At 51.4% G+C, this 26887-nt stretch carries 26 protein-coding genes and 1 pseudogene; 15 read left to right on the forward strand and 12 right to left on the reverse strand.

The genetic code is table 11. The features are described from left to right. Positions 1-39: 39 nt before the first annotated feature. The 8 genes from lepB (ABV298_RS02495) to ABV298_RS02530 form a co-directional block, all read right to left on the reverse strand. The gene (lepB, locus tag ABV298_RS02495) at positions 40-1215 is read right to left on the reverse strand and encodes a signal peptidase I (RefSeq protein ID WP_353720620.1); all 1176 of its coding nucleotides are present in this window, start codon (positions 1213-1215) and stop codon (positions 40-42) included. A 186-nt stretch (positions 1216-1401) separates the two neighbouring features. Beyond that, on the reverse strand, positions 1402-2538 hold the full coding sequence (gene lepB, locus ABV298_RS02500; RefSeq protein ID WP_353720621.1) for a signal peptidase I: 1137 nt from the start codon (positions 2536-2538) through the stop codon (positions 1402-1404). A 24-nt stretch (positions 2539-2562) separates the two neighbouring features. Continuing rightward, positions 2563-3276 (reverse strand): 4-hydroxy-tetrahydrodipicolinate reductase, encoded by a 714-nt coding sequence (gene dapB / locus ABV298_RS02505; protein ID WP_353720622.1) that lies wholly within the window; start codon positions 3274-3276, stop codon positions 2563-2565. 26 nt (positions 3277-3302) lie between these two features. Then, positions 3303-3998, reverse strand: a complete 696-nt coding sequence (locus tag ABV298_RS02510) for a DUF5683 domain-containing protein (RefSeq protein WP_353720623.1) — start codon at positions 3996-3998, stop codon at positions 3303-3305. 3 nt (positions 3999-4001) lie between these two features. Beyond that, positions 4002-4919 carry a ParB/RepB/Spo0J family partition protein gene (locus ABV298_RS02515; RefSeq protein WP_353720624.1) on the reverse strand — a complete coding sequence of 306 codons (918 nt, stop codon included), beginning with the start codon at positions 4917-4919 and terminating at the stop codon, positions 4002-4004. Between the two features lie 22 nt (positions 4920-4941). Then, positions 4942-5730 (reverse strand): AAA family ATPase, encoded by a 789-nt coding sequence (locus ABV298_RS02520; RefSeq protein ID WP_353720625.1) that lies wholly within the window; start codon positions 5728-5730, stop codon positions 4942-4944. A gap of 165 nt (positions 5731-5895) precedes the next feature. After that, the gene (locus ABV298_RS02525; RefSeq protein ID WP_353720626.1) at positions 5896-6918 is read right to left on the reverse strand and encodes a radical SAM protein; all 1023 of its coding nucleotides are present in this window, start codon (positions 6916-6918) and stop codon (positions 5896-5898) included. A 66-nt stretch (positions 6919-6984) separates the two neighbouring features. After that, on the reverse strand, positions 6985-7446 hold the full coding sequence (locus tag ABV298_RS02530) for an Lrp/AsnC family transcriptional regulator (RefSeq protein WP_353720627.1): 462 nt from the start codon (positions 7444-7446) through the stop codon (positions 6985-6987). Positions 7447-7619: 173 nt separating this feature from the next. Here ABV298_RS02530 and ald point away from each other — a divergent pair, with 173 nt between their 5' ends. From ald to ABV298_RS02545, 3 genes are all read left to right on the forward strand, one after another. Next, positions 7620-8732: an alanine dehydrogenase gene (ald, locus tag ABV298_RS02535; RefSeq protein ID WP_353720628.1), complete on the forward strand. Its 1113-nt coding sequence runs from the start codon at positions 7620-7622 to the stop codon at positions 8730-8732. Positions 8733-9177: 445 nt separating this feature from the next. Continuing rightward, entirely contained in the window at positions 9178-10944 is a 1767-nt protein-coding gene (locus tag ABV298_RS02540; RefSeq protein ID WP_353720629.1) for a DEAD/DEAH box helicase, read from the forward strand. Positions 10945-11013: 69 nt separating this feature from the next. Next, complete coding sequence (locus tag ABV298_RS02545; protein ID WP_353720630.1) at positions 11014-11532, forward strand: DinB family protein; 519 nt, start codon at positions 11014-11016, stop codon at positions 11530-11532. Between the two features lie 18 nt (positions 11533-11550). Here ABV298_RS02545 and ABV298_RS02550 read toward each other — a convergent pair whose 3' ends face one another. Continuing rightward, on the reverse strand, positions 11551-12528 hold the full coding sequence (locus tag ABV298_RS02550; RefSeq protein WP_353720631.1) for a zinc dependent phospholipase C family protein: 978 nt from the start codon (positions 12526-12528) through the stop codon (positions 11551-11553). A 428-nt stretch (positions 12529-12956) separates the two neighbouring features. Between ABV298_RS02550 and ABV298_RS02555 the strand changes: the two genes are divergently transcribed. Further along, positions 12957-13340, forward strand: coding sequence for a Dabb family protein (locus tag ABV298_RS02555; RefSeq protein ID WP_353720632.1), 384 nt, complete (start codon positions 12957-12959; stop codon positions 13338-13340). A gap of 69 nt (positions 13341-13409) precedes the next feature. Here ABV298_RS02555 and ung read toward each other — a convergent pair whose 3' ends face one another. Then, positions 13410-14075 (reverse strand): uracil-DNA glycosylase, encoded by a 666-nt coding sequence (gene ung / locus ABV298_RS02560; RefSeq protein ID WP_353720633.1) that lies wholly within the window; start codon positions 14073-14075, stop codon positions 13410-13412. Between the two features lie 150 nt (positions 14076-14225). Between ung and apaG the strand changes: the two genes are divergently transcribed. The 11 genes from apaG (at position 14226) to ABV298_RS02615 (ending at position 24716) form a co-directional block, all read left to right on the forward strand. After that, a complete protein-coding gene (gene apaG, locus ABV298_RS02565) occupies positions 14226-14612 on the forward strand; it encodes a Co2+/Mg2+ efflux protein ApaG (protein WP_090386807.1) in 387 nt (128 codons plus the stop codon). Between the two features lie 35 nt (positions 14613-14647). Further along, the gene (locus ABV298_RS02570; RefSeq protein ID WP_353720634.1) at positions 14648-15424 is read left to right on the forward strand and encodes a class I SAM-dependent methyltransferase; all 777 of its coding nucleotides are present in this window, start codon (positions 14648-14650) and stop codon (positions 15422-15424) included. 106 nt (positions 15425-15530) lie between these two features. After that, the gene (locus ABV298_RS02575; RefSeq protein ID WP_353720635.1) at positions 15531-16499 is read left to right on the forward strand and encodes a DUF2157 domain-containing protein; all 969 of its coding nucleotides are present in this window, start codon (positions 15531-15533) and stop codon (positions 16497-16499) included. Further along, positions 16496-17638, forward strand: a complete 1143-nt coding sequence (locus ABV298_RS02580) for a hypothetical protein (RefSeq protein WP_353720636.1) — start codon at positions 16496-16498, stop codon at positions 17636-17638. The genes ABV298_RS02575 and ABV298_RS02580 overlap by 4 nt, the downstream gene beginning before the upstream one ends. A 48-nt stretch (positions 17639-17686) precedes the next feature. Beyond that, entirely contained in the window at positions 17687-18658 is a 972-nt protein-coding gene (locus tag ABV298_RS02585) for a glycoside hydrolase family 43 protein (protein WP_353720637.1), read from the forward strand. A gap of 10 nt (positions 18659-18668) precedes the next feature. Further along, the gene (locus ABV298_RS02590) at positions 18669-20705 is read left to right on the forward strand and encodes a sialate O-acetylesterase (RefSeq protein ID WP_353720638.1); all 2037 of its coding nucleotides are present in this window, start codon (positions 18669-18671) and stop codon (positions 20703-20705) included. Between the two features lie 175 nt (positions 20706-20880). After that, positions 20881-21651 (forward strand): EcsC family protein, encoded by a 771-nt coding sequence (locus ABV298_RS02595; protein WP_353720639.1) that lies wholly within the window; start codon positions 20881-20883, stop codon positions 21649-21651. A 31-nt stretch (positions 21652-21682) separates the two neighbouring features. Further along, positions 21683-22471 carry an ABC transporter permease gene (locus ABV298_RS02600; RefSeq protein WP_353720640.1) on the forward strand — a complete coding sequence of 263 codons (789 nt, stop codon included), beginning with the start codon at positions 21683-21685 and terminating at the stop codon, positions 22469-22471. Position 22472: 1 nt separating this feature from the next. After that, positions 22473-23237: an ATP-binding cassette domain-containing protein gene (locus ABV298_RS02605; RefSeq protein WP_353720641.1), complete on the forward strand. Its 765-nt coding sequence runs from the start codon at positions 22473-22475 to the stop codon at positions 23235-23237. A gap of 2 nt (positions 23238-23239) precedes the next feature. Next, complete coding sequence (locus ABV298_RS02610) at positions 23240-24250, forward strand: MlaD family protein (RefSeq protein ID WP_353720642.1); 1011 nt, start codon at positions 23240-23242, stop codon at positions 24248-24250. Positions 24251-24347: 97 nt separating this feature from the next. Then, positions 24348-24716, forward strand: a complete 369-nt coding sequence (locus ABV298_RS02615) for an Hpt domain-containing protein (RefSeq protein WP_353720643.1) — start codon at positions 24348-24350, stop codon at positions 24714-24716. 39 nt (positions 24717-24755) lie between these two features. On the opposite strand, the pseudogene ABV298_RS02620 reads toward ABV298_RS02615, so the two are convergent. Together ABV298_RS02620 and ABV298_RS02625 are read right to left on the reverse strand one after the other, a co-directional pair. After that, positions 24756-25929 (reverse strand): annotated as a pseudogene (locus ABV298_RS02620) (glycosyltransferase family 2 protein). Positions 25930-25932: 3 nt separating this feature from the next. Next, the gene (locus tag ABV298_RS02625; protein ID WP_353720644.1) at positions 25933-26850 is read right to left on the reverse strand and encodes a glycosyltransferase family 2 protein; all 918 of its coding nucleotides are present in this window, start codon (positions 26848-26850) and stop codon (positions 25933-25935) included. Positions 26851-26887: the final 37 nt, after the last annotated feature.

Consider the following 26887-nt stretch of genomic DNA (forward strand, 5'->3'; position numbering starts at 1 on the left):
ATAATAATGCGAAAGAGGCCTTCGCGCCTCTTTTTTGCATTATCGAACGGTTCTGAAAATACGGTCCCAGCGGATTTTTTTGAGAAAATTGACCGGATTCGGATCGATCGACATCCATACGAAAACGGCTTTTCCTACAATGTGGTCTTTGGGTACGAAACCCCAGTACCGCGAATCGGCAGAATCGTGGCGGTTGTCGCCCATCATGAAATAGTAATCCTGCTTGAACGTGTAGCTGGTAACGACTTTTCCATCGATCCAGACCTTGTCGTTTTCTATCGAAACGTGCCCATTGCCGTCATAATTTTGGATAACATCCCGATACAAAGCGATATTCAGGGTAGTCAGCGGTACTGTCATCCCTTTTTTCGGCACAACTATCGGCCCGTAATTGTCCTTATTCCAGTCGACAGCGTCGCTGGCCGGAAACAGGAAAGGCTCTTTCAGACCTTTCTCCATAAACACCGGCACTACGCGCCTGACGAAATCATAGGCTTTCAGTTTCCCGGCGAGTGCGGCGGTCGTTTTTACAATGTACCCAAACTCGTCATTCGTGGCAATGCTGTCGCTAAAGGTCTCGGTAAACCGTGAATAATCGACGATGCCATTCTTGTGAAAAACGTTTTCTTCGTTCACCGCCGTTTTCACGGACACAAAGTACTCGTTTTGCATCCGTGGGGGCAATGCCTGCGCAAGGCCGTTCACATACACCTCCCCGCGACGGATTTCAAGCCTGTCGCCCGGAATCCCGACACACCTTTTAATATAATTCGAACGCAGGTCGGTCGGGTGCGGATGCAGGTCGGGCAGCACATTCCCGAACTTCCGGTATGCGTCGGGGTGTTCCACGGGCAGGTAAAACACGACTACGTCGCCATTCTTCACGTCCGTAAATCCCGGCAGCCGGTATTGCGGAAGCCGGATCCAGTCGAGATACGATGGGATATCGGTACCCCAGATCGTCTGATGCGTCAACGGCACCTGCAAAGGCGTGATTGGTGTGGTAGTGCCATAATGCAACCGGCTCACAAAAAGATAGTCGCCTACCAGCAAACTGTTCTCCATGGAAGGCGTGGGGATAACGAATGCGCTGAAAAACAACCAGCGGATCAAAGTGGCGGCGATTACCGCGAAAAGTACCGAGTCGAGCCATTCCCGGAACGCGGTTTTCTTTTTCGGAACGGATACAGGTTTATCAACAGGCGGCGCCAGCATGGGATAGTGATTAAACGTTTCGATAGCCGCCCTCCTCAAATAGAAATGTGGTTACGGACTTTCTTGCCCCAATATACTATCAATTATTATAATATAAAAACAATCATATAATGATAATTTATATATAATAAAAGAAAGGGAAAGAATCGCCTGATTCCTTCCCTTTCTTTATGTTCGGGTTCGAAACTAGTTGATTGTGCGGAAAATGCGGCTCCAACGGATTTTGTTAAAGAAACTCGTCGGATTCGGATCGATTGACATCCACACGAAAACTGCTTTGCCTACGATATGGCCCATCGGCACAAAGCCCCAATAACGCGAGTCGGCCGAATTGTGGCGGTTATCGCCCATCATAAAATAGTAATCCTGCTTGAAGGTATAGCTGGTAATGGGCTTGCCCCCTACTTTCACCGATTTCTCATCAATCACGACGTCATCGTTATCTTCATAATTTTTGATAACCGGACCGTAAGTCGCAATATTTTCCGGGGTAAGCTGTACGGTCATACCTTTTTTGGGAACGGTAATCGGCCCGTAATTATCGCGGTTCCATTTGAAAAGGGATGAATTCGGGTAGAGCATCGGCTCGGTAATGCCGTTATCCGTTTTCACGAGCGTAATGCTTTTTACAAAATCGTAGGTCTTGAGCTTTGCGGCGATTTCCGTGGTTGTGAAAACCAGGTAACCCATTTGCTCGTTGCCTTTGATCGTATCGTTGTCGCCCTCTGTGTAGGAGTTGAATTCCGAAATACCGTTTTCACGGAACACTTTTTCTTCGTTCACCGCTGTCGTTGTCGCCACAAAATATTCGTTTTCCATGCGCGGCGGGTTTTCCATAGCCTTACCGTTGGCATAAACCTGCAAATCACGCACTTCCACCTTATCGCCCGGAATACCCACACAGCGTTTGATATAATTGGTCTTCAGATCGACCGGATGTTGCATTTCAGGAGGATAGTTGAACACCACCACGTCGCCCCTCTTCACCTCGCTGAAACCCGGCAGGCGGTATTGCGGCAGCTGGATGAGACTGGTGTAGGAAGGGATGTTCGTTCCCCAGATCGTCTGGTGCGTCAGCGGCACCTGTAAAGGGGTTTTCGGGGTGCGGGTGCCATAATGCAGTTTACTCACGAAAAGGAAATCGCCCACAAGCAGGCTGTTCTCCATGGAAGGCGTCGGAATGGTAAATGCTTCAAAAAACAGCCAACGGATCAGCGTAGCGGCTACTACCGCGAACAAAATGGAATCGAACCACTCCCGTGCCGGTGATTTCTTCTTTTTGGATTCAACTGAACTGGAAGTCAACTCTTTATTAACAGCCATGCGATGATTGATAGTTAGAATACTTTAAATTTTGAGGAGGTCGTTCATCCCGAACACCCCGAATTTGCCCGGAAGCCATTCGGCGGCCACCACCGCGCCCAATGCAAAGCCCTGGCGGTTGTGGGCCGTGTGGGATATTTCGATGGTATCCACTTCCGATTCGTACCGGACGATGTGGGTACCGGGCACTTCTCCCCGGCGCTCGGCCAGGATTTGCAGGTAACCTTCCTCATTTTCGGGAGCCAGCTTCCAGCCTTCGATGTTTTCCGTTTCCTCGATAATGCCCTCAGCGAGCGTAATGGCGGTACCGCTCGGCGCATCGAGTTTGTGGATATGGTGCACCTCCGTCATCGAGCTCTGGTAGCCGCGCCCATTCATCAGGCGGGCCAGATGCCGGTTCAGCCGGAAAAACAGGTTTACGCCGATACTGTAATTCGATGCATAAAAGAATGAGCCGGACTGTGCCTTGCAAAGCTCCTCCACTTCGGCACGGCGGTCGAGCCAGCCTGTGGTACCGCATACGATCGGCCAGCCTTTTTTAAGGCAGTAAGTGATATTTTCAAATGCGGATTCCGGCGAACTGAACTCGATTGCGACATCCACATCGCCAGCGCCTAGCACATCCATTTCCGCGCGGTTTTGCACATCAATTTTCCCGACGACCGAATGTCCCCGGTCAAGGGCAATCTGCTCGATTGTTTTACCCATCTTGCCGTAGCCCAGTAATAGTATTCTCATTAATCAAGTATTTGAAATTCAATATATTATTTCATATTAAAAACCAGTCGCACACCCGGCGTCGGAGTTGTCATCGAGGGCTGGTTCAGCTTCGGGCTCACATTCAGGGTAAGGTCGTCCGAAAGGTCAAATGTCTTTAAATGCGCCGCTACATTGGCTTCTATTATTGACAGCGTGTAAATCAGCCCGGTTACGATGAGGGCGAAACCCCTATTCCTGCGCCAGTAGTTTTTTTGCCGGATAATCTGATCTTCGGTCGCATTGACATACTCGCTACTGGTATTCAGAAGATTACGAACCCTCACCGGCACCTTGGCATCGGCATTTTGCAGCTCTTTCTTCTTGGTACCATAATCGGGACTGCTTTTGTCCCAGATATAAAACGACTTATACGCGTCCAGGAAATCGTGGTATTTTATCGTATTCAGATAATAAGTGTAAAGCCCTCCCCCGAATGCAATGTACACGATTGGCGCCTTCCAGTAATCGCGGTTGTAAATCTGTCCCGCTCCCGGTATGAACGCCAGTCGTGTGGCCGTTTTCGGCACCGGCATCCATTTCTTTTTAACTTTTTTTAACGAATCGGCCTGGGCCAGCGTGATGCTGTCCATTGCGACAGCCGGTAATTTCTCGGTTTTCAGACTGTCTTTTTTATCTTCCGTCTGTGCTGCGATCCGACCCGATACCAGCAAAATCAGCCCTAACAAAACCCAGTTTTTCAACGTTTATTTAAATTTCAGTGTTTCTAAAATCCTTTTCAGTTCGTCCTGAGAGCCAAAAGGGATCTTGATTTCTCCCTTATGTTGCTCGTTGGCCTTCACGGACACCTTCGCCCCGAAAAAGGACGAAAGCTGGAACTGTAACGACTTTATTTCCTGATTAATTGTCGGCTGCTTTTTAGCCTCGATAGGGATATTGCTCACCATTCCGAGCTTCCGTACCTCATCTTCGACCTTCCGCACCGACCATCCTTCCTCGATGATCTGGTTAAAAATTTTCAGTTGTGCCTGGTCGCTGTTGATCGTGATCAGCGCCCGGGCATGGCCCATACTGATCTTGTCGTCACGCAACGCTGCCTGGATAACCGGGGGCAGTTTGAGGAGGCGGATATAGTTATTGACGGTCGTCCGGTTCTTGCCCACGCGTGCGCCCAGTTCTTCCTGTTTCAGGCTGCATTCCAGGATCAGCCGTTGATAGCTCAATGCAATCTCGATCGCATTCAGGTTTTCGCGTTGGATGTTTTCGATCAGCGCCATTTCCAGCATCTGCTGGTCGTTGGCCGTCCGGATATACGCCGGAATGGTAGTAAGGCCCAGTTGCCGGGAAGCCTGCAGACGGCGCTCGCCCGAAATCAGCTGGTACGAATCCTCGGAGAGCTGGCGCACCGTAATGGGCTGGATAATCCCCTGTACGCGGATCGAATCGGCCAGTTCTTCGAGCGACTCCTGGTCAAACTTCGTCCGCGGCTGATACGGGTTGGCCTCGATCTGGCTCACGTCGATCTCGTTCATCGAACCGATGACCTCGGTTGGCGAAATGCGCGTGCTGGTTCGGGGCGCGTTGATTTTCTCGGAGTCCTGCAGAAGAGCGCCCAATCCCCTTCCCAGTCCGGTCATTTTTTTCGTCTTGCTGCTGTTCTCCATTGCCTGTTCGTAGTATCGTTGATCAGTTTACCCTGTCGGATGAGAGCAAACCGTTTTTACTAAGAATCTCTCTTGCAAGGTTCAGATAGCTGACGGCCCCCTTGCTGTCCGAATCCTGCGCCATGACAGGGATCCCGAAGCTCGGTGCCTCGCTGATACGTACGTTACGAGGTATGATGGTATTGAAAACAAGAGATTCGAAGTGGTTGGTAACCTCGGTCACCACCTGGTTGGACAGACGCAGGCGGAGATCGTACATCGTGAGCAGGATGCCCTCGATGATCAGGCTGGTATTCAGTCGCGATTGGATGATCGTAATGGTATTCAACAGTTTACCCAAACCTTCCAGTGCAAAATATTCGCATTGCACGGGGATAATCACCGAATCGGCGGCGGTAAGGCTGTTGATCGTGATAAGGCCGAGCGAAGGCGAGCAGTCGATGATAATAAAGTCGTATTCATCGCGCACTTCGGCGATGGCGTCCTTCATCCGGTGCTCCCGGTTTTTGAGGTTGATCATTTCGATCTCCGCGCCCACCAGGTCGATATGCGACGGCAGCAGGTTCAGGTTAGGAAAATCGGTTTGCAGGATGATTTCCGAAGTCTTCGCCTGCTCCACCATGCATTCGTAAATGCTGTTTTCCATCTCCTGCGGGTTGAAACCAAGCCCCGACGTCGAATTGGCCTGAGGGTCGGCATCGATGATGAGTGTGCGGAATTCTAGCGCGGCCAGACTCGCCGCAAGATTAATAGCAGTGGTGGTCTTCCCTACTCCTCCTTTTTGGTTTGCAATTGCAATTACTTTGCCCATGTATTCATTTGAGTTACCAATGTCAAATTTCCATTATTCGGGGCAATTCACCAAAAAATGTTCCACGGAGTTTTCAAGAAAACATCAAACTATCTGACAATGAGATACTTCAATGATATTATTATTTAATTAAAAATAAATTGGGAGAAAAATCGGCAAAGTGTTTCACGCCCACACCTGCGTACCTTCCGTACAGTTCTTGCACATCTCTATCTCTGAACGGGATCTGATCAACGAAGCGCGGAAATCGCGGTACTTTTTCCCTTTCCAGAGCTGACGGAATGTCGAAGTTTTCATATCGCCCAGCTTGTATTCGGCATCCTTGTCGAAGCAGCAGGGCACCACCGCACCGTCCCAGGTGATCACGCACGAGTGCCACATTTTCCAGCAGTGGTCTACGAATTTGTTTTTGATCGAATAGGTACCGTTTTCCTGCCGCTGGTAGCGCGAGTACTTTTCGATGGTCGGAATGAGGTCGGAACCTTCCTCGTAACCGTAGATCTGCGCCGTTTTCAGCCCCACTTCATCCACCCCCATTTCCTCGGCCAGCTTTTTAACGTCCTCTATCTGGTGTTCGTTGGGTTTCACGACCAGAAACTGAAATATCACATGCGGCGTCGCCGATTTCAGCTCGCGCTTCCATTTGATAATGTTGCGCGTCCCTTCGAGCACTTTTTCGAGATTTCCGCCGACGCGGTATTGCTGATACACGTCCTGCGTGGTACCGTCGATAGAAATAATCAGCCGGTCCAGCCCCGATTCAACGGTTTTGCGTGCTTTCTCGTCAGTCAGGTAATGCGCATTGGTGGAAGTGGCGGTATAAATGCCCTTGTCGTGGGCGTATTTAACCAGTTCGAAGAATTTGGGATGCAGATAGGGCTCGCCCTGGAAGTAGAATATCAGGTACAGCAAGGTATCCGCGAGCTCGTCGATGGTCCTTTTGTACAACTTTTCTTCCATCATCCCCGTCGGCCGGGTGAACGAGCGCAGGCCACTGGGGCATTCGGGGCAGCGGAGGTTACAGGATGTGGTGGGTTCGAAAGAAATGGCTATCGGCATTCCCCAATGCACCGGGTTTCCGGTCATTTTGGAATAAAAATAGCTCCCCAATATCTGCATCGCATTCCAGGCGCGCTTCACGGTCACCTTCGACATCAGGTTCAGGCCATCCTTAAAATTCTTGTTCATATGCTGGGCATTCAACGATCAGCGCGTGCCTACGGGCCTGACGATCAGTTTAAATAGCGTTGGTAATTACAATACAGCGATTCCCGTCGTGTACTTGATCTCGGAAATTACGAAATAACTGCTGATGTGTAACACGCTCGACAGGGCAGAAAGTTTATGCTGGTAGAACTGATTGTAGGCCTCGCCGTCTTCCACAACCACTTTCAGCATATAATCGAAGTTCCCCGAAACGACCGAGCATTCGAGTACTTCGGGCATATGCACAATGGCCTGGTTAAAATCCTCGAAGCTTTCTTTCCGCTGTTTGTCCAGGGTCACATTGCAATAAACGACCAGGCTCTTCCCCAGCTTCCGCCGGTTGAGCAGGCACACATATTTATCGATAAACCCCTCTTTTTCAAGCTTTCGTATGCGCTCGTGTACGGGTGTGACCGACAAGTTGATCTTGCTGGCGATCTCCTTGATCGTCAGCTGGGAGTTATTTTGTAACAGGTCCAGGATTTTACGGTCGGTCTGGTCGGGCTGCATAAAGTATTTTTTATGGCTATGTATAGGGTGTTTACGTTCCCGGGAGATCTTTTTCTTACAGGCTGGATCAAAAATAGTTTTCTTTTCTCTCTTTTTACGCCGTTCTGGTATGTTTTTCTGCCGCAGTTTAATTTTGACCTCATTAATCTAAACTATAAACACTACACATACCGATGGTCATTGGTGTTCCGAAAGAAATCAAAAACAACGAGAACCGGGTAGCTTTAACGCCCGCAGGAGCCACAGAGCTGCGTAAGCACGGACACACGGTGTACGTGCAGACGGAAGCCGGAAAAGGCAGCGGTTTTACCGACGAACAATACACACACGCAGGAGCCGTCATTCTCCCCACGATCGAAGAAGTTTACAGGGTCGCCGAAATGATCATCAAGGTCAAAGAACCTATCGAAAGCGAATACCCGCTTATTAAGGAAGGTCAACTCCTCTTCACTTACTTCCACTTCGCTTCCTCCGAGCCCCTCACCCACGCCATGATTGCACGCAAGGCCGTTTGCCTCGCTTACGAAACCGTCGAGAAAACGGACCGGAGCCTTCCGTTGCTCGTTCCGATGAGCGAAGTGGCCGGGCGCATGGCGATCCAGGAGGGCGCCAAATACCTCGAAAAACCAATGGGTGGCTTCGGTATCCTGCTGGGCGGCGTGGCTGGCGTAAAACCGGCGAATGTGCTCGTGCTCGGAGGCGGAATCGTAGGAACGCAAGCCGCGAAAATGGCCGCGGGACTGGGCGCAAATGTGACGATCGTCGATATCAGCCTCGCACGGCTGCGTTACCTGGAAGACATTATGCCGGCGAATGTGGACACCGTCATGTCCAATGAATACAACATCCGCGAACTGATCCAGAGTGCCAACCTGATCATCGGCGGCGTGCTGATCCCCGGCGCCAAAGCGCCGTCTCTCATTACCCGCGATATGCTCAAACTGATGAAACCCGGTACCGTGATGGTGGATGTGGCGATCGACCAGGGCGGTTGCTTCGAAACGTCGAAACCGACCACGCACGAGAATCCTATCTATGAAGTCGACGGCGTAGTACATTACTGCGTCGCGAATATGCCGGGCGCGGTGCCTTACACTTCCACATTGGCACTTACCAATGCCACCCTTCCCTATGCGCTGCAACTGGCCAACCAGGGTTGGAAACAAGCGTGCTCAACCAATGAGGAACTGCGGAAAGGACTGAATGTTGTTCACGGAAAAGTAGTATTTAAAGGCGTCGCCGAGGCTTGGCATTTGCCTTACATGGACGTCAAAGAATTATTCTGAATCAGCAAACCTGACTAAACCAACCCGGCCATTTTGCATGTGCCGGGTTTTTGTCTTCTAAAAATATTACAATTACTTTCCTGAGTGCATTGCGATTGCGAAAAATTGTTCTTAATTTTGCATCAAATTTGAAGGAACATCCGTTCGCTTCTCTGCTTCATAAACGGTTTAGCACTTTTTCGATCACCTGCCAACCTTAGAAATTTGTCCCGGTTGGACCTACCGTTCACATGCAGAGCCCCACGGATGGTTTGTGGTGGGCTTTGCGCGATCCCTTTCAATTATTTACCGATTACACCCGGAATGCTGGTAATATGCTCCAACTGGATTGGAACCAATGCACGTGTTGGGCTTTATCCCGCAGGTCGTTGCGTTATACCGAACCGCTATCGCCCTCCATCCGGTTTATTCGTTCAAATCAAGAATTAATACTAAAAGCAATAGAATGACAACTGAAACTTTTCAAACTTTCGAAGAGCTCGGACTCAACGAAAACATCCTGAAAGCCTTGCAAGAAATGGGTTTTGAAAAACCCTCACCGATACAGGCACAGGGAATCCCGGCAGTTTTGGCTGGATCTGACGTGATTGGTCAGGCACAGACCGGTACCGGTAAAACTGCGGCATTCGGTATTCCCGTGCTGGAAAGAATAGATCCGTCTGTTAACGCAGTTCAGGCCCTGGTCCTCTGCCCTACCCGCGAACTGGCGGTGCAGGTGTCCGAAGAGTTGGGACGCCTGTCCAAGTTTATGCGTGGCGTGCGCATCGAAGCCATCTACGGCGGCGATTCGATCGACCGGCAGATCCGTTCCCTCAAAAAAGGGGTACATATAGTAGTAGGAACTCCGGGCCGTGTCATGGACCATATGGAGCGCCGCACCCTGAAATTCGACGAGGTACGCATGATGGTGCTCGATGAGGCCGACGAAATGCTCGATATGGGTTTCCGCGAGGATATCGAGAGCATTCTGGCCGATATGCCGGAGGACCGCCAGACGATCCTTTTCTCGGCAACGATGTCGAAGCCGATCATGTCCATCACCAAGCGCTTCCTGAACGACCCAACGTTAATAAAGGTAGTTCGCAACGAGCTGACCAACCAGAATATCGAGCAGGTTTATTTCGAAGTGAAACCACAGGCGAAAGTCGAGGTAATGACCCGTCTGATCGATATGTACCACATCAAATCCCTGCTGGTTTTCTGTAATACCAAACGCAAAGTGGACGAGATCGTGGAAGACCTGCAATTGCGCGGTTATGCCTCCGAGGGTATCCACGGCGATTTGCGCCAGCAGCAACGCAGCAATGTGATGAGCAAATTCAAGGCTGGCGTAACCACCATTCTGGTTGCAACCGACGTTGCCGCCCGAGGTATCGACGTCAGCGGCCTGGACGGAGTAATCAACTACGACATTCCGATGGACGAAGAATATTACGTACACCGGATCGGCCGTACAGGCCGTGCGGGGATGTCCGGAAAGGCATTCTCCCTAGTGGCACGCGACGAAAAATACCGTCTGAAATCCATCGAAAGCTATACCAAAGTAAAGATCGAGAAAGGCGTTATCCCTTCATTCGAAGACATCGTGGGCGTTCGTAAAGCACGTTTTGTAGAGAATATTTCGAACTCCATCAAAGACAGCGACGACCAGGATCTCTACAACGACGTACTCGAAATGCTGCACCACAGCGGCTTTACCACCGAGCAGATCGTGGGCGCAATGGCGAAACAGATCATGGGTGTTCAGAAAAACGAGTATTCCGACAGCAACCTCGCATGGGAAGAACGTCGCAGCGACCGTCGCGAAGGCGGTAACGACCGATTTGGACGCGGCGACCGTCGCGAAGGCGGCCGCTTTGGCGACCGTCGCGAAGGTAGCCGTTTCGGTGACGACCGCCGGGGAGATCGCGGAGGTGACCGTTTCGCCCGTGGCGAGCGCGGTGACCGTGGCGAACGCCGTCAATCCGCTCCCGAGCCGGGCATGACCCGCTTGTTCCTGAGCCTCGGCCGCAAGGACCACATTATGCCGAAGGACATTGTGGGGGCCATTGCCGGAGAAGCCAATATCCCGGGCAAAACCATCGGCGCCATCGATATTTATGACAAATTCACGTTCGTGGACGTACCTGAGCGCGACGCGCGCGCGGTACTGCGTGCGATGGACGGCAACACCATCAAGGGCAAGCCGGTGCAGATCGACATTGCAAAATAAATTCTGACAACAATTAATTAGTGCGAAAAGGGACTTGTAAAAGGGTCCCTTTTTCGTTTATTTTCAGCCATGCAAAACAACGATCAACTCGAAGTATGGCTCCGGGGACCACTTCCCGGCGTTCCCGATTTGCTCCAACCCGTCGCGCATGCATTGTTACAGGCGCGCGAGGAGCTGGGCATATTCACCAACACATTTCCTAACAAACTACTCTGGGAAAAACCGGCGGGCGTGGCCTCGGTAGGCTTCCATTTGCAGCACCTCGCAGGGGTACTTGACCGCCTGTTTACCTACGCACGCGGGGAATCGCTGAGCGAAAGTCAGATGGCCTACCTCAAAAGCGAGGGCAGAGAGCCCTATGAGGAATGCACGTACAGTCATCTTCTGGACCAGTTCGGTGCACAGCTCGACATTGCATTGAAACAACTTCGCGAAACCGATCCGGAGACATTAACCGAAATCCGCTACGTGGGACGGGCAATGGTGCCATCGACGCACCTGGGCCTGCTGTTTCATGCCGCCGAACACACGCAGCGGCATGTAGGGCAGCTGCTGGTTACGGCGAAAGTACTCATCGCCGATCATTGACGTAAGACCGGCCGCCCCTCAATTCCCGTCGTCGGGCTCGGGTCTGACATGCAGAAGCCGTTGCAACCAGCTTTGCCTTTCGGCGGTTTCTGTTTTTTCCTCCGTGCCTTCCGGCGCAGCTTTCATGACTTGTTCAAGATCCGGCTGCCCGGCATTCACCCAGCAGGTGTACCATGCATCCGCCACCATTCGCACCGAGGCTCGCATCCGCCGTTCGACCTGCCCGGCAAGCATCCGATGGTATTTTTCCGAAAACTCGCGCGAATGCATGCGGGTGAGAACATTGTTCCTGAGCTCGAAGCTATATTTTTTATCGGTTTTGAAATCTTCCGTAAGCTGTTTCTCAAAACGCAATACGGAATCCATTGCCCAATGTGAGTTTTTTATGGCCTGCCAGGTATCGCCGGCAAGGTCATTTCTGTACACGGCCGATCCGAGCCACATGTCGTATTGCTCCGCAAAAAGCTCCGGCAGCCGCGACTCCCAAAAACCATGGACACCATCCTGGCCGGTCAGCTGGCCGTTGTAGTTACGGGTGGTGTGCAAGGGCACGTGCGCGTCGGCGACATAATGCCCCAGATCGGCTGAAATCCGGAGAATACGGCTGGCGCTCTTCTCCCTGAATGCGTTCGTCAGCTGCGAAGCGGCGATTTGAATGTGCCACGGCACGATGCCATGCTTGCGCAGGCTGTCCTCCCCCATTTTCGCCACCGCGGCCTGCCAATACTTCGGAAGGGTCACTAGTGCACTATCGCCGTACACATCCAGATCGATAAAATGCCGCTCCGCTTCGCCCACCACAGCGTACCTTCGCTTATCGGGATTCACGGCGTTTTCAGAAAGATAGTCGATATGCTTCTTGTAGAAAACCTGCATTTCCGCGGGGAGCCGGAACACCGCCAGGCGGTTGATCCGCTTATGTGCCCAAAAGCCCCAATGGGTTTTTGCACCGCTTTGAAACATTAGGAATACAACAAGCAGGCTGAAATTCAGCACATTTTTGAAAAAACACCGGATTTTTCCGGATTTTTTTTCCTTTAACCGGATTGGTGACGCCATACAATATTCGGAAGGTGTTTGTTAACGTTTTTACACCTATTGAGACGTCATTTGCAAAAAAAGTAACGTAAATCCGATTTTTTGACACCAATTTTTTTCAAACGGTCGATTTTTAGCGCTATTGATCATCCCTGCTCGCTGATTAGACAGCACTTCTCGTAAATTTTACAAAAAAATATTCTCCAAATAATATTTCGGAAAGTAGATTTTCAAGGGTTGTTTCTTTTCTTAAATATTAAATTTTCAAAATTATTTATATTTATTATTCAAATAATGCAATTATGAGATAATGTTTTACATTTGTAGCAAGGAAATAAACAAGCGCATTTTATTGATTTGCTATAATGAGAACCGGAAATAAAACATTGGGCTATTTAGTCCCTATCTTCGCGCTCTGCGTGTTCATGCTGGTCATTTACGGAGCCTACGTACCACACAAGCCCGCCGAAATCCAGCGTGTGGTTTGTATCAAGTTTAAACCTGGTACTACCACGCAGGAAGTCGAAAAACACATGCGCGACTTTGCGACGATGAAAAAAGCGGTGAAGGATGTCGTAGCGTATTCAGCAGGGCACGTTCAGAAGTCGGATAACGGCAGCGGGGAATTTGACGTGATCCATTACCTCACTTTCCGCACGAACGAAGCCGCGCAGGAATACACTAAAAATGCCGACAGGCTGGCATTTGTGAAGGCGAACGAAGGTCAATGGGACAAAGTATTGGAGATGAATTCCAATATCGAAAAGTAATTAATAATAGTAATAGGAGTGAAAATCTTAAAGAGAGCCGGGCATCCCGGCTCTCTTTTTTTGACGTTCCTACCATTCGATCGGGTCGAGCCCCTTGCTGACCAGATAGGCGTTTGCCTTGCTGAAATGCCTCGTCCCGAACCAGCCGCCCCCGTTTGCCGACATCGGCGAGGGATGTTTCGCCTTCAATACATAATGCTTCGAAGCGTCGATCACCGCACCTTTTTCTTGCGCGTACCTGCCCCATAGCATGAAGACGACATTACTTTTCCCGTCAGAAACGCATTTAATGACGGCATCGGTAAACTGCTCCCAGCCGCGGCCCTGGTGAGAACCCGCCGCACCGCTTTGCACGGTCAAGGTCGCATTCAGAAGCAGCACTCCCTGTTTCGCCCAGCGTTCGAGATTGCCTGATTGTGGGAATGGTTTGCCCAGGTCCTCCTGGATTTCCTTGAAAATGTTGATCAGCGAAGGCGGCATACGGACGCCATCGTTTACCGAAAAGCACAAGCCGTGCGCCTGCCCGGGCCCGTGATAGGGATCCTGACCGAGAATCACCACTTTACAATCGTCGAAACTGCAATAATTGAATGCGTTGAATATCTGCCTGGCAGGCGGGAATATCTGTTTTGTCCGGTATTCTTCCCTTACAAAAGCCGTGAGCGAGGCGAAATAGGGCTTCTCAAACTCGGGAGCGAGCCGCTCTTTCCACGACTGCTCAATTTTTACATCCATGCTATCGATTTTGTTTTCGAAACCAAATTATGTGTTTTTTGATTTGGTTTTATCAGCAATTGATTACTATTTTCGTTAACAGTGAGGCGCAAACCGGTATATTTGCCGCTGCTCATATAGTCCCAGTCGTTTACAACACCCTCGACCCATATGGTTTCCAAAGTTACAGATGGTGTCAAAGTCACCGTTTTAACGGAATATCAGCCCGACTACTCCAATCCGGGTCAGGATCATTTTGTGTTTACCTACAAAATCCTGATCGAGAACCACAGCGAGCATACCGTGAAGCTTCTCAGAAGGCATTGGCTGATTTACGACGCCAACGGAACCGTGCGCGAGGTCGAGGGCGCGGGCATTGTGGGTCTCCAACCGGTGCTGGAACCCGGCGATGTGCACGATTACGTTTCGGGCTGCAACCTGCGGACAGACATGGGCAAGATGGCGGGGACTTACCTGATGGAGCGCGTGCTCGACGGCCGGCAGTTCCGCGTCGTCATTCCCGCATTCTCGCTCGTAGCGCCTTATCGCCTCAACTGAATCATCGGGGAATCCGATCCTAAATTTCCACTGCATTGATTGCTGCTTACATTAAGTACCTTTTGCGCTCGGGCAACGAGCATTCCATTCATTCTCCCTTCCTGTTTGAGCTTTACAACAATGTGATCGCCGTCCGCAGGGACACCAATCCGGCATATGAGGCGATCCGCTCGCTGCGCAGGGAGCTGCTGCGCTCCGGGGAGCAAATCGAAATCCTCGACCTCGGCGCAGGCTCGCGCATCAACAAATCGAACCTGCGGGAGATTAAAACGATCGCAAAAAACGCAGAAAAACCCGCAAAATTCGGCCGCCTTTTCTACCGGCTAATCCGGCGTTTTCAACCGGCGACGATCCTCGAACTCGGCACCTCCCTGGGGTTGACTACATTATATATGTCCAAAGCCGGGCCCGACGCGCAGCTGATCACCTTCGAGGGTTGCCCCCAAACCGCGCGCAAGGCGCAGGAGCATTTCAGGCGGCAGAATGCGACTAATATCGAAGTAGTGCTGGGCAATATCGACGAGACCTTGCCCGCGCGCCTCGCATCGCTCGACCGCCCCATCGACTTCGCGTATTTCGACGCCAACCACCGGTACGAACCGACCGTCCGCTACTTCGAGCAATGTCTTCCGCACATTCAGAACGGCTCGCTGTTCATTTTTGACGACATATATTGGTCCGCTGAGATGACACAGGCCTGGGAATATATCAAAGCACATCCCAAAGTAACTGTAACAGTCGACCTGTTCTGGATCGGACTGGTGTTCTTTCGGAGCGAGCAAGCGAAGGAGAACTTCACGCTCAGATTTTAATATTTTACCGTTAAATATTAAGACATTCCGTTGGATAATTACAGACGCTGAGCGAAGCCGGGTTCATGGCAAAGTTTGCTATTTTGCGCCTCTCGTCTCAACTTCCATGACTACAAAATCCATCCTTAACTCCCTCACCGGCAAGGGAATCATTTCCGCACAGCAGGCGGACAGCATTGCCTCGTTCGAAGGCGAAAAAGCTTTTTCCGTTCACGGCGAATTGCGCGCTATCCTGTATGTGGGGATTCTGCTTTTCAGTTCGGGCGCTGGCGTCCTGATCTATGAAAACATCGACACCATCGGGCATCAGGCCATTATCGCCGCGATCGCCCTCATTACGGCCGGCTGTTTTTATTACACCTACAAGCACAGCCAACCCTATACCCACGGGCAGGCCGACGACCCGAACAAGCTGGTCGGCTATGTGCTTTTGCTGGGCTGTTCGACGTTTTTGGGGCTGGAAGGTTATCTGCAATTCCAGTATAACCTTTTCGGAACGCGCTATGGCCTTGCGGCCATTATTCCCACGGCCCTTTTTTTCTTCTGTGCCTATCGTTTCGATCACCGCGGTGCATTGTCGATGGCGATTACCGGCCTCGCATCATGGCTTGGACTCACAATCGCGCCGCTTTCCGTGCTGTCGGCCAATGATTTTTCGGACGGCAAACTGATTATCCCGGCCATTGCACTGGGCTCCGTGCTGACGGCCGTGGGCTGGATTTCGGAGGAGCAAAACGTAAAAAAACACTTCGCGTTCACGTACATGCTCATGGGCGGCAATCTGGCGTGCATTGCCGCGCAGATCGAACTGTTCAACCATAGCGCGAAACTGTTATATTTTTTTATCGGCATAGCCCTATGCTGTTTCTTTGTGCTGCGAGCCCGTCGGGCCCAGTCGCTGCTGTTCCTGCTCATGGGCACTGTTTACGGTTATTGTATTGTCACATATGTCATCTTCACCAATCTCGGGGCGGATGCGGCGTTGGGTCTGGGGATTTTCTATTTCCTCTTTTCGAGTGTGGGCGTAATCTACTTTCTGTTGAACTTTAAAAAATTCCTGGGAATTAAAAAATGATAAAGGCATACAACCAAACCTGGGTTGAAAACCTGCACATTCAGCGCCGGGCCTCGGAATGGAAATCTAAAAATCTCCTTACCGCCGACCAGGAAGAGCAGGTAAAGGCGCTGCTACCCGAAAAGTTTTACCGCCCGGGCATTTTTGTGAAAATCGGCTTGTTTTTCTTCGCTGTTATCGCCTGCTCGTTTTTCGCCGGTTTGCTGTCTCTGTTCGTGGGTGACACGGGCTCCGATGTCAGTTTCTCCACCGCGAGCCTGATCTGCTGCGCCTGCTTCCTTTTCTATCTCGAATATCTGATTAGAACCAAAAATCTCTTTCATTCGGGCGTCGATAATGCATTGTTGTATGCCGCCGTCGTTGCCGCCATGGTGCCTGTTTTCCTGCTTTTTGAACATGCGCCGCTGTGGCTGTACTGCGTTATCGCGCTGGCTCTCGTCATCCCGGCCACATTACGCTACGCCGACCTTCTCGGCCCGATTGCCATTTTTGGCCTGGTATTCACGATCGTGGCCGAGCTGATGATGAAGTTTACGGCAGGCAAAGCCCTTTTGCCGTTTGCGGTAATGATTTTGTCGGGAAGCATTTATGTGCTGGCACGGCAAAGCAGGGATATTTATTATAAAGAATGTCGTCAGATTTTGGAAGTGCTGTCGCTCGCCACATTCTATCTCGGCGGCAACTATCTCGTGGTAAGGGAATTGAATGCGGTGATCAACGGCCTGAACTTATCCGTTGCACCGCAAATCGCCTTTGCCCCGTTGTTCTATTTCTTTACGTTCGTTATCCCGGTAGCGTACGTAATATTCGGATTAAAGAATGCCGACCGTATACTTTTGATCGTCGGGCTGGTCGCATTCGCCTTTTCCGCTTATACCTATCTTAACTATTTCAGCCCGCTCAGCGCCTCGCAGGAGCTTGTGCTCGCGGGAACACTCCTGATCTCCGCCGCAATAGCACTCATTAAATATTTGAAAACACCCAGAGGTGGAATTTCCGACGAGCAGGATCGCAGGAATAGCCTGGCAAATCTTCAGGCAATCATCGCGGCACAGCAACTCGGGGTCTCGCCCGGTGAACAGGGACTTGAATTCGGCGGGGGCAATTTCGGTGGCGGGGGTGCAGGTGAGGTTTATTAATTGGGTAAAAATTTGGAACTTGCGGCAGTTACATACCGAAACCTTATCATGAAAAAACTGTTTGCATTAACGCTTCTGAACCTGATTTGCTTCCAAACTTTCGCACAATCCAAAACATCGGGGAATCCCGTATTCCCCGGCTGGTACGCCGACCCGGAGGGAATCATTTTTAACAAAACATTCTGGATTTACCCTACTTATTCAGCACCTTACAACAAGCAGGTGCATATGGACGCATTCTCTTCGAAGGACCTCATCACCTGGACCAAACATTCCGGCATTATCGACACTTCGGCCATCAAATGGGCCAAAAGGGCTATGTGGGCCCCCTCAATCATAGAAAAAGACAAGAAATATTACCTGTTTTTCGGGGCCAACGACATCCAGAACGACAATGAAAAGGGCGGTATCGGCGTAGCGGTGGCCGACCGACCCGAGGGACCATTCAGGGATTACCTCGGTAAACCCCTGATCGACAAGTTCCATAACGGCGCGCAGCCTATCGATCAGTTTGTGTTTAAAGACAAGGACGGCCAGCATTACCTTTTCTATGGCGGCTGGCGGCATTGTAACGTAGCCCGGCTGAAAAGCGATTTTACCGGCTTTATTCCCTTCGAGGATGGTACCATATTCCGCGAAATCACCCCCAAAGGCTATGTGGAAGGCCCGTTCATGTTTATCCGTAACGGCAAATACTATTTCATGTGGTCGGAAGGCGGCTGGACCGGCCCCGATTACTCGGTGGCATACGCAGTGGCGGATTCGCCTTTCGGGCCGTTTGAGCGCGTGGGGAAAATCCTGCAACAGGACCCCAAAGTAGCAACCGGTGCCGGTCACCATTCCGTCATCCAGGTGCCGGGAAAAGATGAGTGGTATATCGTTTACCACCGCCGCCCGTTGACCGAGACGGACGGCAACCACCGTGAAACTTGTATCGATGTGATGACATTCGACGAAAAGGGCATGATCAACCCGGTGAAAATCACCAAAGAGGGCGTCAAAGCCGTTCGTTTAAACTGAACTAAACCCTGTGCTGAAAAATCTCTACCGAAGCGTGTCCCCGGCAAAGGGCCCCGCCGCCACCCTCCTGTTATCGGCCGTTTTAATGCTCCTTGCAGTTACTTATGGTGCGGGGCAGCGTTTCGATGCGGTGCTTTTCGGTAAACTGCCGCAAGACTACCAGCTTTATCCGCGCGACGGTAACAGCGAGGCAAAAGTGCCCATAGCGGGAGTGGTGGAAACTCCGGGCTGGAAGTATGTTTCGGTACAGGTATTCCGCAATAACCAACCCTTCCAATATTGCAAGGGAAATATTCAATACGGATCCGGCGAAAAAGGTGTTTTCGGCACGGAGGCGACCATCAGGGCCGAGCGGGCCAATTATGATTTCAAGGTATACCTCTGCAAAGACACCGACTCGACGCTGGTCGTCACACGTACCCGGGTGGTAAGCGGCGACGTGTATATTCTCTCGGGCCAGTCCAATGCCACCTGTTTTTTCGGTGAGCCGGATACCAGCATGTTTTGCAGGACTTTCGGAAAAATTACCGATATCCTCAATACCGCGACATACGACCCCGCCGACACGCTCTGGACGCTTTCGAATATGCATTCCTACAATAACGGCGTAGGAACAATGGGCTTTGAAATCCAGAAACAACTGATGGAGCATTCGGGAATACCCAATTGCCTCATCAACGCGGGCTACCACTGGTCATCGGCCTATTCCCATTCCCGCCGGACAGAAAACAACCCTACAGACCTCACGAACGGCTACGGCCGCATGCTCTACCGCGCCCGGAAAGCGGGCGTTGACCACGCGGTAAAAGCATATATTTTCAGACAGGGCGAAAGCGAAGCCTACAACGAGGGCGGCGATTGGGAAGGGAATTTCGATATTTTGTATAAACACCTCAAATCCGATTTTCCGGCATTGCAAAAGTTTTATGTCTTTCAAATCGATGTCATTTACTACCCGTCGTTTGCAGGAGCCATCCTGCGCGATTACCAGCGCCGGTTGCCTGATATTTATCCCGACATCGTCACGCTCGCCACGGTCGGCACCACCGGTTTCGACGGCCTGCATTATAACCGCGAAGGCAACAAACAAAGCGGAGTCGAGCTTTCGAGACTTATGCTTCGCGACTTTTACGCATCGGCCGACACGTTCAACATCACGTCGCCGAGCATTAAAAAAGTCTTTTATTCTTCACAAAAAAATAGGCTCACGCTCGTATTCGACGAAAGTCAGCAATTGAAATACCCGGAACCTTACAAGCACAAAGACGGCCCGTTACTGGACATGAAAGACTTCTTCTTCCTGAATGGCCAGGCGGGGGCTGTTACTGGCGGGCGGGCAGAGGGCAACCGGGTCACCCTCGACCTGAGCAGCCCGCAAAATGCCTCTACGCTCAACTACCTGCCGCTTTATGTCGAGCAGGGAGGGCCGTATTTCCCATTCCTGGGCCCGTGTATTACCAACGCAACGGGCATGCGCGCTTTCACGTTTTTCAACTTCCCCATCGCCAACGCGCTGGACGGGACCGTTCTGACCGCCCGGAGCGACAGCAGCGGGGGCGTTAAGCTTTCTTGGCATGCGGTGCCCGGCGCCACGGGATATATTCTGGAACGGAAATTTGGCGATGCGACCCATTTTTCAATGCTCGCCCGGGTGGCGGGTAATGTCGCCGAATGGACTGACACGCCGGGCGAAACGCATCTGACGATCACCTACCGCATTACTGCGGTGAGCGAGGTGTCGGAATCGGCCGGGCCGGCTTATGCCGAAGTAGCACCGACGCTGATTTTGGGAACGGAAGAAGATCCGGTGGCAAATTTTACAGTATTTCCGAATCCGGCGCAGCGCGGTGAAACTGTCACTATTAAATTTGCGACGCCGGCGACGGGCCTTATCGGCCTCTTCGACCTGCATGGCCGTTATTTATCGGGGCAAAAGGTTTCGGGCGGAGAAAGCAGGCTCACCGTCCCGCGGCATGTTACGGGAGTACACTTTATCCAGTTTGAAAAAGGGAACCGGGTTTTTGCTAAAAAACTATGGGTCAGGTAATTTAAACATATAACAATAAGCGTTGCCGCGGCGGAAACGGCCGAAAACCTGTAACGTGCAGCCTGTACCGGGAATTCTTATGGCTGTTTTTGACTTTATACGTTATTGGAATGATTTTTGCTGACAATGGCAAAACCACCGTTTCTCTACCCGTCCGACATTAGCCCTGAACGACATGCACATCAGCAGATATGAAGAACAGATTGAACCCGAGTTGACCAAATGGCAACTCAAAATGCAAAAGCGGCCTAATTTCATCGACAGGACCTCCAAGAAAGTTCAGGACAAAATCAACGACATCATTCCCGACAAGGTACATCAGGTAATCACAGGCACGATCAAACAGATGGTCCGCGGCGTGCTGACCGGCGCTGAGTACACTACCACACAAAGCACTCCCGGCGCTTCGCTCGAAGAGATCGAAACCGCTGTCCGCAGAAAAATCGATTTCTATAAAAAGGCGGGGGCGGCCGAAGGGGGTATTACCGGTGCGGGCGGATTCTGGCTGGCCCTGGCCGAGTTCCCGATCCTGATAGGCATCAAAATCAAGTTGCTTTTTGAAATAGCCGCGCTCTACGGCAGGCCAGTTAACGACTACCGGGAACGGCTTTTTATACTCCACATTTTCCAGCTGACTTTTTCGAGCCAGAAAGGAAGGCAACAGGTATTTTCGCAAATGATCCGGTGGGACGAGCGCAGCAGGGAGCTGCCCGACGACATTCACCAGTTTAACTGGAAGACATTCCAGCAGGAATACCGTGATTACATCGACCTCGCGAAAATGGCGCAGCTGATCCCGGGGATCGGCGCGGCCGTAGGCGTGATCGTGAATTACCGCCTCCTCGACCAGCTCGGGAAAAACGCTATGAATGCCTACCGGATGCGGTGGTTCGAAGAGCGGATGCCGGGAGGAGAAAGAACACTGCTTTCCCCGACAACCCGATAAACTAAGTTAAATGCAATTTGTAACCCATTGAATGAGCGCTAAGAAAAAGCAGTACATATACGGCAAAAGTCTGGATAACGGCCTTCTGGCAGTTTATAATGGATATATTTTCTTCATCCGCTTCTTTCGCGAGATCTTTCGCGGCAGAATGGAATTCCAGGAAATCGTCAGACAATGCTACGCCATCGGCAACCGGTCTCTGGTACTGATCAGCCTCACCGGCTTTATTACCGGGATGGTGTTTACCAAGCAATCCCGCCCTTCGCTATCCGAGTTCGGGGCGACTTCCTGGCTGCCTTCCCTTGTCGCCATCGCAATCGTACGGGCGCTCGCGCCGCTGGTGACGGCGCTCATCAGTGCCGGCAAGATCGGGTCGAGTATTGGTGCCGAGCTGGGTTCGATGCGGGTAACCGAGCAGATCGACGCGATGGAAGTGTCGGCTGTAAATCCGTTTAAATTCCTGGTTGTCACCCGGGTGATCGCATGTACGGTCGCTATTCCCGTGCTGATGTTCTATTGCGCGCTGGTGAGCCTGCTGGGTGCATTCCTGAACGTTACCCTGAACGAAGGCACGAGTTTCATAGCGTTTTTCCAGAATGCATTCGAACAAATCACCTTCCTGGACATCTGGACATCGGTTGCGAAAGCGATCGCCTACGGTTTTACGATCGGCATCGTGGGCAGCTACCAGGGATATAACGCGAACAAGGGCACGGAAGGCGTCGGTAAGGCGGCTAACTCGGCCGTGGTGATCTCGATGTTCCTCATTTTCATCGAGGAAGTGATCATCGTACAGGTATCCAATTATTTCAGAGTTTAAAATGGAAGAAGATTTCAAACCCGGCGAGCCGGTAATCGAGGTACGCGACCTGTATAAATCGTTTGGCGATCTGCATGTGCTGCAAGGCGTGGACCTGACCGTCAATAAAGGCGAAAATATGGTTGTACTGGGCCGGTCGGGCACGGGGAAATCGGTATTGATCAAAATAATGGTGGGGTTGCTCAAACAAGACCGGGGGCAATGTGTGGTACTGGGGAAAGAAGTCTCCAACCTGTCGGGCGGCGATTTGCGCGACCTGCGCCTGAAAATCGGGTTTTCTTTCCAGAACAGTGCTTTATACGACAGTATGACGGTACGCGAAAACCTCGAATTCCCGCTCGTCCGGAATATCCCGAACCTTAGCCGAGCGGAAATCGACGAGCAGGTGGAATATGTGCTCGACGCCGTAGGCTTGCTCCAGACGATCAACCAGGTCCCGGCCGAGCTTTCGGGCGGCCAGCGCAAACGGATAGGCATCGCACGGACGCTGATCCTGAAACCGGAGATTATTCTCTACGACGAACCGACGGCCGGACTCGACCCCATTACCTGCCTGGAAATCAACGAGCTGATCAACGAGGTAAAGGAGAAGTACCAGACCACCTCGATCATCATCACACACGATCTCACATGCGCGAGGGCGACGGGCGACCGCATTGCAATGCTCCTCGACGGCAAGTTCCTGAAAACGGGCACTTTTGAAGAAGTATTCGATACCGACGAAGAGCGGATCAAGAGTTTTTACGATTATAATTTTATCCAGTAGTAATGGCAACATCAACCCAAAGATCTGTTAAAGTAGGCCTTTTCGTCGTCATAGGTATTCTCATTTTCGTGGTGGGAATACTCACTATCGGTAGCATGAAAAAGGTTTTTTCTTCCACTATTACCGTAAAAACCATCTTCGACGATGTAAACGGTCTCAAAGCCGGCAACAACATCTGGTATTCGGGGGTGAAGATCGGGACGGTGAAAAGCATCCGGTTCCTGACCAACTCGAAGGTGGAAGTGATGCTGAACATCGAGGAAAAGTCAAAGGAGTTCGTGCGTAAAAACGCGAAAGCCAAGGTAAGCACCGACGGACTGATCGGTAACAAGATCATCGTGATCTACGGCGGCACACAAAAAGTGCCTTCCATCGAAGACGGCGACGAACTGCTCGTCGAGAAAATCGAAAGTACCGAAGAAATGCTGGCCGTGCTTTCGGAAAACAACAAAAACCTGCTGGGCATCACCAGCGCGTTCAAGACCATCAGCAAGAATATTCTCGCAGGAAAAGGTACCGTGGGCATGCTGCTTAACGACGAACGTTTGTACAACGACCTCGACCAGACGTTAGGCGCCATGAAAAAAGCATCCGTCAATGCGCAGGCACTGACCGCCTCGCTGGCCGGCTATACTGCCAAACTGAACGAAAAGGGCGGGCTCGCCAACGACTTTGCGACCGACACGGTGATCATGAAAGACCTGCGCAGCAGCATTGCCAGGCTGAACGAAACGGTTTCATCGGCGAATGTGATGGTGAACAATCTGAAAACCGCCAGCGCCGATCTCAATTCCAACAAAACCAGTCCGCTGGGTGTGCTGTTGCATGATGAAGCCACCGCCGCGAACTTGAAAGAGACATTGAAAAACCTGGAAAGCACCACAGAAAAGCTGGACGAAAACATGACCGCGTTGCGTTCGAACTTCCTTTTCCGCAGATATTTCCGCAAAAAAGCAAAAGAAGAAGCCAAGCAACCGGCCAAAGAGGACGTAAAAGAGCAGGAGAACCAATAAATGTGATAGTTTTGCGGAAACAGGTTATGTGATCGAAGCATTTCTTCGAAACCTTACTCCCGCTAATCGAGCTTCTGAAAACTTTTAACACAAACCGATGGCCTTACAACTCAATCCCGCCCTGGACCTCGCCTACATCGACCAGGCCTACGGAGAAGACCCTGTAATCCTGTACATGATTTTTGACGCGTTCCTGAGCGACTCCCTCCCGCGATGGCATTCGCTGCAAAACGCGCTGGAAGCCGGCGATCTCCAGGAATCGGCCAGCATTGTGCATGGACTGAAACCCTCGTTTACGATGACAGGGCTTACCTACTTGAGACCGAAAGTAGAAGAGCTCGAAAAAGCCATCAAAAACGACGAACCGGCCGAAAAGCTGATGGAGATGTACCGGTCGATTTCGGCGGAGATCGACGAATTGGCCCCTATTCTGGAATCGGAGTCGGAGCGGTTGAAACAGTTATAAAAAATACCATTCGGGAAATAGGGGCGCATTGCCGGAAGGCTATGCGCTTTTCCTTTTCGCCTTCTCCCAGGCCGCGCTTTGCAAGCCTCTGAAATACCGGTTAATGCCCGCCAGTACGGCATAATTCATCATGCAAAAATAATAAGGCACAAAAAGCGCCTTTACCTTGATCCTCCGTCGTTCGAGCCCCCACCCTGCCAATGCCAGCAGGTAAAATAGCACCTGTCCCGCCAGCAGGACCTGGTAAATAACACCCCCGGAAGTGAATACTATAATGCCGTTCAATACCAAAGCCGCAACCATGAGAAACGGAGTAACCGTCCAGCGCAACACGCGATGGCTAATGAACTGGAACGAGAGCAACGGGTTACTGAACGGGTTCATGAGTTTTTTCAGCCTGAGGATCGACTGAATGCCGCCGGCCGCAATGCGCACTTTCCGTTTCAATTCCTCCTTAATGTTCTCCGATGAAAGCTCCGACGCATAGGCATCCGGTTCATATACGATACGATAACCCTTTTCTGCGATGAGCATGGAAATCATGAAGTCGTCCAGGATCGTATCCCGCTCTACCGGCCGGTAGAGCGATCGCCTCACGCTGAACAACTCTCCCGCCGCTCCCACCACCGAATACAGCTCAGAGTCCCACTTTTTCAATGTCGATTCGTATTTCCAATAAAAACCCTCACCGGCAGTCGCATCCGAAAGCGTGTCGTGCATTACCCGTTTTTCACCCGACACCGCTCCTACCCGCGGGTCGGCGTAGTGCCTGGCGATGAGCAGCAATGCGTCCTTGATGAGAAGCGTATTGGCGTCCGTAAATACCACCACTTCGGTATCCACTTCGTCCATTGCGCGGTGCATGGCGAGGATTTTCCCGCTTCGCACAGGCGTATGCATGAGCCTGATCCCGGGATATTTAGCCACGAGTTCGGGGGGTACGGTCGGAAGATCCGTCGGTGACGAACAGCAATCTGAGTCTGCCCGCCGGGTACGCCAGACCAAGCGTATTGACGATTTTCTCTTCAATGATGTCCTCCTCGTTGTAAGCGGCGATTACCAGCGTGAGTGTCGGAAAATCCCCGGCCGTTTCCGGCACCCGTCTTTTGCCTTTGAATACCCTGCGAATGCGCACCAGCACATACAGCACGATGCCGTAACCGAGGAACGTATAGAAAACGATGAACAGGCTGAGCCAGAAAAGTATCTTCATAAATCAGCGGGGCAATGGAAAGCCGGGGTTTTCGCTATCGGGTTTATTTCTGAAATGCCAGGCAATGGCCCTGAACAGTACCGGAATGAAATGGTATTCCCTGTTTTTGATATACCGAATGACATTCCTCGGCACAACGGCCAGCATAAAATAGCAGCAGAAGACGAAGAACGTGCGGCCCGGCGCATTTCTGCGGATAAACAGAATGCGGTTCCGGTTCATAAAAAACTCTTTCAGGGCGGTACGCTTGCCCACCGACACCGATTCCTTGTGGTAAATCAATGCGTCGGGGTTAACATGGATTTCGTAGCCCGCTTTCCTGACGCGCTCGCACCAGTCGAGCTCTTCGTAGTAAAGGAAATAGTTTTCGGCCATTCCACCGGCCTTCTGCCAGGCATCGCGGCTGATCATCATGGCTGCCCCGTGCGCGTAGCCGGTCGGGCCGGTAAGGGCATCGTATTGCCCGCGGTCCTGCTCGAACTGCCCGATACATGCGTTTCGGCATGTGTAGTAATCCATAGGGGTATATCCGGTATATTGCAGCATTCCGGGCTGGTCGAAATAGTGGATTTTCGGTGAAATTATACCGATTCCGGGATTGGCCTCCATCGAGCTCACAAGCTTGCCGATGAGGTCGGCGGTCACTTCGGTGTCGTTGTTGATCAGGAAAAGGTAATCGCCCGTTGCCCGCGCCATGCCGATGTTGTTGCCGCCCGCGAAGCCCGTATTTAACTCCGACCTGATGAATGTCATGCCCGGATAACGCTTCTCCCAATCCGGCACAGGATTTACTCTGCTGCCATTATCGACCACGATGATTTCCAGATCGGGATAAGCATTGACTCCCGCCAGCGATCTCAGCAAGTCCTCGGTAACCTCCGGCTGGTTGAAATTCACCGTCACGATGGAAACTTTTTTCATGCACACTAACAGGCCGGTAAAGCGCCGAAATGAACGA

Origin of the sequence: Dyadobacter sp. 676, assembly GCF_040448675.1 — a bacterium.
Taxonomy (GTDB): domain Bacteria; phylum Bacteroidota; class Bacteroidia; order Cytophagales; family Spirosomataceae; genus Dyadobacter.